Genomic DNA, 12,749 nt, shown 5'->3' with positions numbered 1-12,749 from the left:
GGCGCGGTGTCTACCACATGGTCTTGGCGGCGCGCTCCGGCCATTCCCGGTCGTAGGTCTCCTTGTCGAAGTCGGCCTTGGCCGCCTTCAGCAGCGTTCCGGGCGTCGGCAGGCTCTTCGGATCAACGAAATGCTCCGGGTTCCAGAGTTCGGCGCGCATCAGGGCGCGGGCGCACTGGAAATAGACCTCGTTTACGGTGATCACGGTGACGCTGCGCGGATGCCGGCCGTCCATCTCGAAGCTTTCGAGCAGCGCGGGCTCCACCGAGATCACGGCGCGGCCGTTGACGCGCATCGCCGTGTTCGAGCCGGGCACGAGAAACATCAAAGCCACGCGCGGGTCGCGCACGATATTGATCAGCGAATCGATACGGTTGTTGCCGCGCCAGTCGGGCAGAAGCAGCGTCGAATCGTCCTCGATACGCACCGCCCCGCCGAGATCGCCGCGCGGCGAGCAGTCCAGCCCGTCCGGCCCCACCGTCGCGAATGCGAGGAAAGGCGAGGCCTCGATCATCTGTCGGTATTCCGGGGTCAGCGTCTTCGTCACCTTGGCGAGCGACGCTTCCGAGACGCCGTCATAGATCGCCTTCAGTTGCTCGACGGATGTGATGATGGTCATGGTTGCCCCTTCGGTATCGGCGGGCCTTAGCCCGCGCGGGCGACACTATGATGACGTCCCCTGTGGATCAAGCAGCGGCGTCGTTGCCGGGCTTGGCGACAATGGAGGTTTCGCGCAGCGGCCGGCCATCGTTCGTCAGGAAGGCGGCAATGGTCTCAATCACGCCGCGGTCGCTGACGATGCGGCGATGCCCGAGCCCGTTCGCCCATTCGAGCCGTGCTGTGGCAAGCCCCTCGAAACGGCGGGCGTGGTCGGCGGCGACCTCCTTGTCCTCCTCGGCATGCACGACCAGCAGGGGCGTCCCCAACCGCGCGGCGCTTGCCACCGTGTCGAAGTCGTCGAGCGAGGCGCCGGCTACCTTTTCCGCCCGCCGGATCAGCTGCGCCTTGACGCGCGGCGGCAGGCCGACCATCCGCGAAAAATCGTCGAACAGCCAATGGATATGGCTCGGCGCGCCGATAACCACCAGTTTCGACGGAGAGATCGCCCCGACTTCCTTCATCACCCCGCCGGCGGCGAGCATCATGCTCGCACCGCCGAACGAGTGACCGACGGCCGCATCGAAATGGCCGAACCGGTTCTCCGCCGCAACGATCGCTTCGACGGCCTGGCGCATGTTGAGGCTGCGGCCGCTGGAAAGGCCGTGGCCGGGAAAATCGAGCACTACGACCTCGGCGCCGTTTTCGGCCAGGCCCGCCGGCAGCGCGGCGATATAGGCGGCATTGGAGCCCCAGCCGTGCACGACCAGGTAACGGGGCCGGCCGGGCTTGCCGTCGCCGTTGAAGCGATAGGCCATCACCGTCGAGCTTCCGACGGTGAGCGGGATCTTCTGGGCGGTCGAGAGCCGTTCGCGTCCCTCTTTCTCCATCGCCAGAGCCTTGCCGCCTCTAGGACGGCGCGAGGGTGTCAGGCAGAAGAGCCGAAAGGCGAGCCTGGCCGCGGTATCGGGGAAAAGCCGTCCGGGGACGGCAAACGCGAAACGGGTGACCTTGAGTGCAAAGGATGACATAGTGAGAAAACCCGATAATGTTCAATATTGAACAATAAAGTACAACGATGAACAAAAATCAATCCCTCCCCTGGGATCATCCGCGTTTTCGCAGTTGGATTGCCGTCGCCCGCGCCTGCCAGTTGATGCAAACCGTGCTGACCCGCGAGCTTACCGAACTCGATATCAAGCCGCCGCATCTAGACATCCTGATCAATCTCTACCGGTTCGAGGGGATCTCCCAGCAGGAGCTCGCCCACAAACTGCTGGTCGGGCGTTCCAACATGAGCATGGCGCTGCCGCAGATGGAAAAGCGCGGGCTGATCGAGCGGCGCGGCGACACGAAGGACAAGCGCGTGCTGCGCCTATACCTGACCCGGGAAGGCCGCTCGGTGACGGAAAAGGCGATGGCAATCCAGACGGCGCTGATCGAGCGGACGCTGTCCTCCGAGCCGCTGGATCAATGCATGGCGATGGCGGAATCCATGGAGCGGCTGATCGTCACCCTGCAGTCGGAGATCCGGGAGGACAGCCGCGAACCGGTGTGATCACCGCGTCCGTTGCGGCGGATCGCGCGAGAGGCCCTTCTCTGTGAGATCGCGCTCATAGTCGGCAAACAGCTCGGCTCCGTGCTCGCCCAGTTCGCGCAGGTAAGGCCAGGTGAAGATGCCGCTGTCGTGGCCGTCGTCGAAGCGGATTCGCACCGCATAATTGCCGGCCGGCGTGATCGCCGCGACGCCGACATTGCGCTTGCCGGGCACGGTGACCTTCTGGCCGGGACCATGCCCCTGCACCTCCGCCGAAGGCGAGAGCACGCGCATCGTTTCGGCCGGCACCGGAAACGCCGCGCCGTCGCTGAAGGTAACGTTCAGCGTGTGGCGGTCCTTGGAGACCCGCAGTTCCGTCGGCCAGATGTCGCTCATGCTTTCAGGCTCCCGATTGTCATATGCCTGGCGGAGGATTATGAGTTACGGCGTTTCGCCGCAAGCGGTTTTGCGTCCGTCGCTGTACTATCTGGATCGATGTCATACACTTGACGCGACGGCTCGAAACCCCCACTTTCCGGGTAAGGGAGATTATCACGTGAACAGTTTCGCAGGACCGGTTGGAGGCGCAGCGCCGATCATCGCCGACAAGGCGCCGATGATCGATCCGTTCGGCCGTGCCGTAACCTATCTGCGCGTCTCGGTCACCGACCGCTGCGATTTCCGCTGCACTTATTGCATGGCGGAAAACATGACCTTCCTGCCGAAAAAGGACCTGCTGACGCTGGAGGAGCTCAACCGGCTCTGTTCCGCCTTCATTTCCAAGGGCGTTCGTAAGATTCGCCTTACGGGTGGCGAGCCGCTGGTACGCAAGAACATCATGTTTCTGGTGCGCGAGCTCGGCCAGCACGTCAAGGCCGGCGCTCTCGACGAACTGACGCTGACGACCAACGGATCACAGCTCGCAAAATATGCCGACGAGCTCTACGACAGCGGCGTGCGCCGCATCAATGTCTCGCTCGACACGCTGAACCCCGAGAAATTCAAGGCGATCACCCGCTGGGGCGATTACCACAAGGTCATGGAAGGCATCGACGCCGCCCAGAAGGCCGGGCTGAAGATCAAGCTCAACGCCGTGGCGCTGAAGGACTTCAACGAATTCGAGATCGCCGACATGCTGCGTTTCGCGCATGGCCGCGGCATGGACATGACGGTCATCGAGACCATGCCGATGGGCGAGATCGACGAGGACCGTACCGACCAGTATCTGCCGCTCTCCAAGCTGCGCGCCGATCTCGAAAAACAGTTCACGCTGACCGAGATCCCCTACAAGACCGGTGGCCCTGCCCGCTATGTCGAAGTTCAGGAAACCGGCGGCCGCTTGGGTTTCATCACGCCGATGACCCATAATTTCTGCGAGAGCTGCAACCGCGTGCGTCTCACCTGCACCGGCACGCTCTACATGTGCCTCGGCCAGAACGACGCGGCCGACCTGCGCACCGCGCTGCGCGCCTCCGAAAGCGACGGCTACCTGTCAGCCGCGATCGACGAAGCGATCACCCGCAAGCCCAAGGGCCACGATTTCATCATCGATCGCACCCACAAACGCCCCGCCGTCGCCCGCCACATGAGCGTCACCGGCGGGTGATATCCGCACCGGCCCCGCCTTCGTGACCTCGCCTCTTTCGTTTTAGACGCCCAACAAAAAAGCCGGAACTCGCGTCCCGGCTTTTAAAGCATGTGAGGCGTAGCTTCAGGCAGCGTCGCTGCGGCGAAAGCCGCCCCGGCGTTCGTTGGCGCCAGCATGGAAGTTGAGGTTCGGATCGCGCGTCTTGAAGCGCTCGATCTTTTGCGACAGCATTTCCACCCGCCTGCGCAGGCCGTGGATCTCGGCGTTGTTTTCCTCGACCATCGCCGCGTTGCGCTGGGTGATCAGCTCGACCTCCTGCACCGCCTTGGTGACTTCGTTGATGCCGGTCGACTGCTCGCCGGTCGCCGCCGAAATCTGGGACACCAGTTTGCGGACATCGGTGATGTGCGTGATGATCTCGGTAAGTGCCGTCCCGGTCTCCTCGACCAGATGCACGCCGTTGCTGACCTGTGTCGAGCTTGCCGAGATGAGGCCCTTGATTTCGCGGGCAGCACCGGCGCAACGCTGCGCCAGTTCGCGGACTTCCTGGGCGACGACCGCAAAGCCGCGGCCTGCCTCGCCGGCACGGGCCGCCTCGACGCCGGCATTCAGCGCCAGCAGGTTGGTCTGGAACGCGATCTCGTCGATGACGCCGATGATCGTCGCGATCTTGTTCGAGGAGCGGCTGATCTCGCCCATGGCATCGACCGCGCGAGACACGACTTCGCCGGAGCGGACCGCGAAATCTTCCGTCTCGTTGACCGACACGGATGTCTGCTTGGCGCTTTCGGCCGTCGAACGGACGATTTCGCTCAGATGGCGCAATGCGCGCGAGCTCTGTTCGAGCGCTGCCGCCTGCTGTTCCGTGCGGCGGGCAAGATCGTCCGCCGAAGCGGCGAGATTGCCGGTGCCGCCGTCGATTTCTTCGGCGGTCGAGCGCACGTCGGCGAGCGTGGCACGGAGCGCCTCGACAGCCTGGTTGTAGGTACGCGCCATCTCGATGAAGTCTTCCGGCAGGTTTTCGTCCATGCTGCGCTCGAGGTCGCCCTCGGCAAGTTTGCCGAGCATGTCGTTGAGTGCGGTCAGCGCCTGGCGCTGCTCGCCGGCAATGCGGGCACGCTCGGAGGCGCGGCGCTCGGACTCGGCGGTCGAGAGCTCGCGGGCTGCCGCGGCATCCTGCTCGAGACGGACGTTTTCGACTGCGGCATCGCGAAAGACGGTGACCGAGCGAACCATGTCGCCGATTTCGTCGCCACGTTCGCGGCCTTCGATCTTGACCTCGAGATCGCCGTCAGCGAGCCGCTTCATCACTTCGGTGACGCGACGCAGCGGGCCGCGCAGCGTTTCCACCAGCATCAGGCCGCCGGCAATGGCAAGCAGCGTGCCGACCACCATGGCGATGAGCGAAAACTGGGCGGAACGTTCGCTGTCTTCCTTGCCGACCTCCTGGGCCTGGGCCACGAAATTCTTGAGGCCGGCCATGCCGCCCGTCAGAGTTTCGCCGGCGGCGGCGCGCGCCTTTTTCCAGTCGGCGGCGATGGACAGAAGCTTGGCGGTATCCTCCTCGATCGATTTCAGGCGGGGCTGAAGCGTCGTCGAGAACTCGCGCATTGCCGGATTTCTGGCAAGTTCGGAAACTTCCGCACTGGCAGCCTTCAGCTTTGCCATGACGTCGAGGACGACCTTGCGCGCCTCCTCCGTCTGGTTGGCGCGCAACCGCTCGACGTAGAGCTGCATGGCGTCGATCAGGCGCAGCGATTCGGCACTGCGGTCGAGGAGCGTGCGCAGGCTGGCAACCTCACCTTCGATGTTGGCGAAACGGCTGGCCGCATTGCCGGCCTTGCTGGTGACTTCCGCTTCCATCTTGGCCTGGAATTTCTCCATTCCGGCGACAGTGTCGCGCACCGCCCTCGCCTTTTCCGGAACGTCCTGATTGCCCTTGATGGTGGCGGCAAGAGCACCGATCGCGTCGTTGATCGGCTTCAGCTGCTTGATGCCGTTCGGGGTGAGGAAGGCCTGAACCTCCTGGAAGGTCTTGTCCAGAATGCCGAGATACATGTCGGCGGTGCCGATCGCGCCGTCGTCGGTACCGGTCTCCTTGACGGAATTGCGAAGCTCGCCGATCTGTTCGGCGATCGCCTTGTAGGCATAGGCTTCCAGAACCATGCCCTTGGCGAACTTTTCCTTGCCTTCGAACTGCTTGCGGACGTTGGCAACCTGATCGGAAACCCCTGTCGCAACGGTGCGGACATTGTCGATGCTGTCGTCGAGCGCTGCGGCGTTTTCGTCGCGCCTCTGCTTTATCTTCCAGAGCACGTCCGTATCGGCGCGCATCTTGGGCGCAAGCCCGGTCACCACGGCGATGCGCTCGCGGTCCCCGGCCGTCACGAGCAGCCCGCCGAGCACGCGGACGCCGCTCTCCTGCTTGTCGATGGCCGACTTCAGGGCCGCAAGCGACGCATTGTCGGGCTTGCCATTGAATTCCTGGAGAACCGCCTGGAGATTTTCGAAATCGCCGATGTTCTCGATCGTCGCCCGCGTCACCGTCATATGACCGTTCAGCATGCTGGCCGTATAATAACCCGCAAGGCCGACCCCGGCGATCAAAAGGACCAGCGGGATGACGAAAAGAAGGACCTTGGTGACGATCCTGCGGCTCTGAAGAAGACGATCGATGAAAGACATTTTCCCCCCAAGTTCAAACCAGATGCGGCTTTCGCGTCTGCGGCATCGCGAACGGCAACGGCACGATCCCAGCTTCATGCGGGAATGAATGGGTTCAGAATCGTCAAATTCGGTTGAACAAGGGTTAATTCGGGACCCTTACATTTCGTTTTATTACACTGTATCGGATATCGGAATTTCCCGCCGCTACCCAAAAGAGTACCGCCCGGGAGGCAATCGGGCTGGTGACGCGTAAGCCGTTGCTTTAAGAGACCCGGTACCGGAGGAATCTCGCAGATGGCATGGTCTGAAAATTCGCGGGGCGCGTTGTTCATGTCGCTCGCCATGGCGGCTTTCACCTGCAACGATGCGCTGGTCAAGTCGGTCACCTCGGAGCTCAGCATCCCCCAGATCGTGGCCGTGCGCGGCGTCATGGCGACGGTGCTGATCTACTGCGTGGCACGCTACATGGGCGTGACCCTGTCGGCCAAGGCGGTCATGCATCCGCTGGTGCTACTGCGCACCTTATTCGAGCTTGGCGCCACCCTGACCTTCCTCTCGGCACTTGCCCATATTGAATTTGCCGCCATGTCGTCGATCATGCAGGCGCTGCCGCTTGCCGTGACGTTGGGGGCGGCGCTTTTCCTGGGCGAGCCGGTCGGCTGGCGACGCTGGACGGCGATCGGCGTCGGTTTCCTCGGCGTGCTCATCATCATTCGCCCGGGCCCGGAAGGCTTCACGCCGGCAGCCCTGCTCGCCGTCATCGCCTGCTGCTGCACGGCATGCCGCGATCTCACCACCAAGCGCATCCAGGCAGACATCCCTTCGTTGACGCTGACGTTCTTCACGTCCCTCGCCAATACGGTTCTCGGGGCGATCCTGATCGTGCCGATGGGCGGCTGGCAGCCGGTCAGCGGCTATGCGCTGGGACATCTGGCAATTGCGTCCGTGCTGGTGTTCGCGGGCTACCAGGCGGTCATCCAGGGGATGCGAACGGGGGAAATCTCCTTCATCGCGCCCTTCCGCTATACCAGCCTGCTCTGGGCCCTGGTCATCGGCATTTTCGCCTTCGGCGAACGTCCGGACGCCTATATGCTCGTGGGCGCGGCAGTCGTTATCGGTTCCGGGCTTTATACCTTCTATCGCGAACGCAAGCGGCAGGGCATTGCCACCGACAAGGCAGTTGCCGCCCCGCCGGCCTGAGGAAGAGCCGGAGTGGAGGGGCCTAGGTGGAAGGGCCGAAAGGCAGGCGTGAAAGGACAAGACGACGTGCAGCAAAGCCGATTTCTGGATAGACGAACCCCGCCCCATATCCTGACGCTTGTCGTCTGCGCCGGACTTGCCGCCCTCTCGCTCAATGTCTTCCTGCCGTCGCTTTCCGCCATGGCGACCCATTTCGGCACCGACTATGCCGTCATGCAGCTCGCCGTCTCCGGTTATATCGCCGGCACCGCCTTGCTGCAGCTGGTGCTCGGTCCGCTTTCCGACCTGTTCGGCCGCCGCCGCGTGATGATCGGCAGCATCCTGATCATGCTGGTCGGCACGGTGATCTGCCTGATGGCCGCAAACGTCACCGTCTTCATGATCGGAAGGCTGCTGCAGACCGCGGTGGTCGCGGGTTTCGTCCTGCCGCGCGCGATTATCCGCGATACGGTGCCGATGGAGAGCGCCGCCTCGATGATCGCCTATGTGACCATGGGCATGTCGTTGGTGCCGATGATCAGCCCGACGATCGGCGGCGCGCTCAACGACATGTTCGGCTGGGAGGCGAATTTCGCGTTGATGCTCGGCCTCGGCCTGTTGACCCTGACGCTCGTCCTCACCGATCTCGGCGAAACGAACCACGCGCCGGCCGCCAGCTTCACCGCCCAATTCCGCAGCTGGCCGGACCTTTTCCGCTCGCGGCGTTTCTGGGGCTATACGTTTACGTCGACCTTCTCGTCGGGCGTGTTCTTCTCGTTCCTCGGCGGCGCGCCCTTCGTCGGCACGGCGATCTATCATCTGTCGCCCACCATGCTCGGCGTGCAGTTCTTCCTGATCGCGGCCGGCTACATGATCGGCAACTTCATTTCAGGCCGCTATACCCGCCAATTCGGCACGATGACCATGATGATCTCCGGCAGCCTGGTCAGCCTTGTCGGCGTTCTCATCACCGCCGGGTTCCTTGTCGCGGAAGCGCCCTGGCCGCTCGCCTTCTTCGGGCCCCTGGCGCTGACCGGCGTCGGCAACGGCCTCACCCTGCCGAGCTCGAATGCCGGCATCGTCAGCGTGCGGCCGCACCTCGCCGGCTCCGCTTCCGGCCTCGGCGGCGCGATCACCGTGGGCGGCGGCGCCGCGCTGTCGACACTTGCCGCGGCGTTGCTCAAGGAAGAGAGTGGCGCCATGCCGCTTCTCGTCGTCATGGGCGTCACGACCATCCTGGCGCTCGTCGCCACCGCCTATGTCCGGCAGATCGACCGCCGCGAAGGCGCGATCCCGACGAAGGACGAGGACTGATGACCACGCCCGCCGCTCCTCCCATCCGGCCTCCGGGCCTCGTCCTTGCCGGCGGCAAATCGAGCCGCATGGGCACCGACAAGGCCTTTCTCACCATCGGCGGCGATACGATCCTCGGCCATGTGGTGCGGCGGCTCCTGCCCCAGATCTCGGAAATCACCCTCAACGCGCCCATGGAGTTTCCCAATCCGCTCGGCTTGCGCCTGCTGCCGGACCTGGTTCCCGGCCAGATCGGCCCGCTTGCCGGCGTGCTCGCCGGCCTGCATGACATCCAGGCCCGCGGCGTTCAAGCAACCCATCTCCTCACCGTCCCCTCCGACAGCCCCTTTGTGCCCGCCGATCTCGTGCGCCGGCTCGAGGCTGAGGCGGACGATCCGAACGCGATCGTCATCGCCGCCTCCGACGGCCGCGATCATCCGGTCTTCGGGCTCTGGCCGATTTCCATCGCCGGCGATCTGCAAACCTGGCTCTCCGATCCGGACAACCGTCGGATCAAGGCGCTCCTGGATCATCACCATACGGTGACCGTCGAATTCCCGATGGTCGAGACGCAGCAAGGGCTGCTCGATCCCTTCTTCAACATCAACACGCCCGAGGATCTTCAAGAGGCGCGTCGTTACGCCGAGGAGCTTTCATGAGCCCTCCCCGCGTCTTCGGCATTTCCGGCTGGAAAAATTCCGGCAAGACGGGCCTGGCGGTGCGGCTGGTGGCGGAATTCACCCGCCGCGGCTACGCGATCTCGACGATCAAGCACGCGCACCACGATTTCGACATCGACAAGGTGGGGGCCGATTCCTTCCGCCACCGCGCCGCCGGCGCTCACGAGGTGGCGATCGTTTCCGGTACCCGCTTTGCGATCATGCACGAGTTGCGCGGTGCGCCGGAGCCGAGCTTCGAGGAAATCCTCTCCCGCCTTGCCCCCTGCGATCTGGTGTTGATCGAGGGCTACAAACGCGAACCTGTCCCGAAGATCGAGGCCCGCCGCCTCGACGCGAGCAACCGCGAACCGCTGGCGCCCAGCGATCCCCACATCGTCGCCATCGCCGCAGACCATCCGGTCCCGGATGCCACAATCCCGGTCTTCGACCTCGACGATACGAACGCGATTGCCGATTTCATCGCCGAGCTGACGGGGCTTCCCGACAAATAAAAAGCCGCCGGATCGATCCGGCGGCTTGGCTTGAGGTACCCGAAACCGTTTACTGGTTCGCCGCGACCGGTTTGACCAGCGGGGTGATGCGGCGCACGGTGACGCGGCGGTTTTCCTGCTGCGGACCGTCGGTGCGGACCTTGAGGTAACGTTCGCCGTAACCCTGCGTCGCCAGGTTTTCCGGCGGGATGCCGAATGCGTCGGTCAGCACCCGGGCAACGCTTTCGGCGCGTTCGTCGGAGAGGACGAGATTGCTGTCGTCGGCACCGACGGCATCCGTATGACCTTCGATCAGGAAGGTTTCGGAAGGATCCCGCTTCAGAACCTTGCTGATCGCGTCGGCGACCTTGCGCAGCGAACTCGCCTGGTTCATCGGGATTTCGGCACTGCCGGTGGCAAACGTGACCGTATCCAGGTCGATACGCGGCACCTTGTCCCGGATGCGGGCGGAGTAGCGCACTTCGTCCATCGAATAGACCCGCTCGACCCGCTCGACCGGCGGCTGTTCCAGGAACTCGTAATAATCCCGGTCCGGCTCGGTCGAGGTGTCGATGATGTAGTTGTCGAGCGGTACGCTCAGCCGCATCGGCGGCAGGTCGTCGCCCGGATCGCGCCAGACGTAGTCGCGGCCGCGGCGGTTATCCATCAGCTCCGGCGAATAATAGAGGACGTATTCCTCGCCGCCCCTGACGATACGCGAGCGCTGGACGATCTCGCCATAGCTGTTGCGGACGGTGACGATCCGCGTGCCGTCGTCGCGCACGATGACCTCACGTACCCGGCCGTCGCGGAGCTGCTCGTATTGCGGCGCCCGGTCGCGATCGTTGTAGAAACGACGACTGTCGTCATGACGAACGACGGATTGGTTGTCGATCGAGATGATCACACGGCCGCCATCCCGGTCGCGATCACGACCGTTGCGGTCCCGATTCCCGTCCCGGCCGGCAGTGTCGCGGAAGTCCCAGCCCTGGGGGCGGTCGAAATCCGGCCGACGGTCGAGGCGCTGGCCACGCTCTTCGGACAGCTGGCGAAACTCCTGCTGCTGCTCGCGGGTGGCGCGGGTGCCGCTCTGGGCCTCGGCATCGGATTTCGGCGGTGCAAGCTGCTGCTGCTGGTCGGCCTGCTGCGGAGCTTGACGGCGCGGACGCTCTCCATCCCGCGGCGGACGTGCAGAAGGCGCCTCCTTGGCGCTGTCGAGCACGGCGGCACCGTTCTGAACGGGCAGTACGACCTGCTCGCCGCTCTTGGCCGCGGCCGGATCCTTCGCAAGCTCCTTGGCGCGTTCGACCTGCTGAGGCGTGGTCGCCGTCTGGGGCGCGGTCGGCTGGGTGGCCGGTGCTCCAGTTGCCTGCTGGCCTTGCGGCTGGCCCGGCACCTGCTGGCCCGTAGGCGCCGCTGGCTGTCCTTCGGTGGTCTGACGGCGCGGCGTCTCTCCGGCAGGCGGCTGGCCCGGAGCGGCCTGGCCATTTACCGGCGGCTGCTGGTTGCGCCTGTCCTGCGCGGTTCCGGTGCCCGGAGCCTGTCCGGGGACCTGACCCGGCGCCTGGCCGGTTGCATTGCCGCGAGCCGGATTTTCAGGTGCTGCTCCCGGAGCCGTGGCGCGATCGGTAGCCGGTGGCTGTGTCGGCTTTGGTGTTTCGGCCTGCTTTTCAGCGGGAGCTGCCTTGGGCTGCTGGGCATTGCCGCTGGCCGGCTTTTCAGGTGTCGCTTCCGGCGTCGCGGCACGATTGGTGGCAGGTGGCTGCGGCTTGGGGGTTTCGGCCTGCTTCTCGGCCGGCGCAGCTTTCGGCTGCTGGGCGTCGCGGCGCACGGGAGCCTCGGGTGCTGCTTCCGGGGTAGCGGCGCGATTGGTTGCTGGCCGTTCCGGCTTCGGCGTTTCGGCCTGCTTTTCTGCGGGAGCTGCCTTCGGCTGCTGGGCCTCCTTTGCAGCCGGCTGCTCGGTCTGGGGTGTCGCCTGTTCGCGCTGGCGGCGCGGCTGGGCGTCGTTTCCGCCTTGCCCCTGACCGGTCTCCTGCTGCTGACGGCGCGGACGTTCCTGCGCGGGCGCCTCGGCTGCCGGACGCTCGGCCTGCGGCACCTGGCGAGGTGCAGCTTCGCGCGGAGCGGCCTCACGGGGGGCGGCTTCCGGCTCGGCCTTGCGCTGGCGCTGCGGCTGTTCCTGCTGCTGGGCCTGGGGCGGGGCCTGCGGCCGTTCGGCCGGGGCCTGCTGCTTCTCCTGCTGCTTCTCCTGCTGCGGCTTGCGGCGCGGACGCCCCTCGCCTTCCTGCCCTTCCGGAGGGACGATGATCTGCTGCTGGACTTCGACGACGCCCTGCATCCGGGCGGCCTCAACGGCGGGTCTCGTCTCCATAGCGGGTTTCAGGGGGACAGCACCGGCCGGCTGAAGCATCAGCGGCAGCGACACGAAAGGTGCTGCGACACTGGCGAACAGTCTGAATTTTTTCGACATGGACATTTCCTCTTCTAGGGTGTCATCCCTTTCATGCGCGTCCTTTATTGCCTTTTTCGGCAGACTTACGCGGCGGCTCAACTGAATTGCACCAAAATGGTTCCGTTGCAGCCTGTTGCGGATGGCCTGAACCTCGCATGAATGTGTTGTTCATCAGCTGATGGCTACCAGACGTGCACGTAAAATGCCGTTGCAATTTTTCCCGAGCAGGTATCTAAAAATCCACTCGGAGCCCGCCTGTATGCGTGCCCCGTCTCCCTGCGGCCGA

At 64.4% G+C, this 12,749-nt stretch carries 11 protein-coding genes; 6 read left to right on the top strand and 5 right to left on the bottom strand.

Features of this window, described 5'->3' with window-relative positions; genetic code table 11:
• Positions 1 to 10: 10 nt before the first annotated feature.
• On the bottom strand, positions 11 to 619 hold the full coding sequence (locus tag LZK81_RS10265) for a pyridoxamine 5'-phosphate oxidase family protein (protein ID WP_233956149.1): 609 nt from the start codon (positions 617 to 619) through the stop codon (positions 11 to 13).
• A gap of 67 nt (positions 620 to 686) precedes the next feature.
• Positions 687 to 1,628: an alpha/beta hydrolase gene (locus tag LZK81_RS10260; RefSeq protein ID WP_233956146.1), complete on the bottom strand. Its 942-nt coding sequence runs from the start codon at positions 1,626 to 1,628 to the stop codon at positions 687 to 689.
• A gap of 47 nt (positions 1,629 to 1,675) precedes the next feature.
• On the opposite strand from LZK81_RS10260, the gene LZK81_RS10255 reads away from it, so the two are divergent.
• Positions 1,676 to 2,155, top strand: a complete 480-nt coding sequence (locus LZK81_RS10255; RefSeq protein WP_046606364.1) for a MarR family winged helix-turn-helix transcriptional regulator — start codon at positions 1,676 to 1,678, stop codon at positions 2,153 to 2,155.
• Here LZK81_RS10255 and LZK81_RS10250 read toward each other — a convergent pair whose 3' ends face one another.
• Complete coding sequence (locus tag LZK81_RS10250) at positions 2,156 to 2,530, bottom strand: gamma-butyrobetaine hydroxylase-like domain-containing protein (RefSeq protein WP_233956144.1); 375 nt, start codon at positions 2,528 to 2,530, stop codon at positions 2,156 to 2,158.
• Positions 2,531 to 2,750: 220 nt separating this feature from the next.
• Between LZK81_RS10250 and moaA the strand changes: the two genes are divergently transcribed.
• A complete protein-coding gene (moaA, locus tag LZK81_RS10245) occupies positions 2,751 to 3,740 on the top strand; it encodes a GTP 3',8-cyclase MoaA (RefSeq protein ID WP_418936502.1) in 990 nt (329 codons plus the stop codon).
• Between the two features lie 105 nt (positions 3,741 to 3,845).
• Here the strand turns inward: moaA and LZK81_RS10240 are convergent, their stop codons facing one another.
• Entirely contained in the window at positions 3,846 to 6,407 is a 2,562-nt protein-coding gene (locus LZK81_RS10240) for a methyl-accepting chemotaxis protein (protein ID WP_233956141.1), read from the bottom strand.
• A gap of 276 nt (positions 6,408 to 6,683) precedes the next feature.
• On the opposite strand from LZK81_RS10240, the gene LZK81_RS10235 reads away from it, so the two are divergent.
• The 4 genes from LZK81_RS10235 (at position 6,684) to mobB (ending at position 10,032) form a co-directional block, all read left to right on the top strand.
• The gene (locus LZK81_RS10235) at positions 6,684 to 7,589 is read left to right on the top strand and encodes a DMT family transporter (RefSeq protein WP_233956139.1); all 906 of its coding nucleotides are present in this window, start codon (positions 6,684 to 6,686) and stop codon (positions 7,587 to 7,589) included.
• Positions 7,590 to 7,655: 66 nt separating this feature from the next.
• Positions 7,656 to 8,882 (top strand): multidrug effflux MFS transporter, encoded by a 1,227-nt coding sequence (locus LZK81_RS10230; protein ID WP_046608844.1) that lies wholly within the window; start codon positions 7,656 to 7,658, stop codon positions 8,880 to 8,882.
• On the top strand, positions 8,882 to 9,520 hold the full coding sequence (gene mobA / locus LZK81_RS10225; RefSeq protein WP_233956138.1) for a molybdenum cofactor guanylyltransferase MobA: 639 nt from the start codon (positions 8,882 to 8,884) through the stop codon (positions 9,518 to 9,520). The genes LZK81_RS10230 and mobA overlap by 1 nt, the downstream gene beginning before the upstream one ends.
• Positions 9,517 to 10,032 carry a molybdopterin-guanine dinucleotide biosynthesis protein B gene (mobB, locus tag LZK81_RS10220; RefSeq protein ID WP_233956136.1) on the top strand — a complete coding sequence of 172 codons (516 nt, stop codon included), beginning with the start codon at positions 9,517 to 9,519 and terminating at the stop codon, positions 10,030 to 10,032. The genes mobA and mobB overlap by 4 nt, the downstream gene beginning before the upstream one ends.
• Before the next feature lie 49 nt (positions 10,033 to 10,081).
• Here the strand turns inward: mobB and LZK81_RS10215 are convergent, their stop codons facing one another.
• Positions 10,082 to 12,481 (bottom strand): OmpA family protein, encoded by a 2,400-nt coding sequence (locus LZK81_RS10215; RefSeq protein ID WP_233956135.1) that lies wholly within the window; start codon positions 12,479 to 12,481, stop codon positions 10,082 to 10,084.
• Positions 12,482 to 12,749: the final 268 nt, after the last annotated feature.

Source organism: Neorhizobium galegae (genome assembly GCF_021391675.1).
GTDB classification, from domain to species: domain Bacteria; phylum Pseudomonadota; class Alphaproteobacteria; order Rhizobiales; family Rhizobiaceae; genus Neorhizobium; species Neorhizobium galegae_B.
Note: the sequence above shows the minus strand (reverse complement) of the source record. Positions and strands in the feature narration are given on the sequence as shown.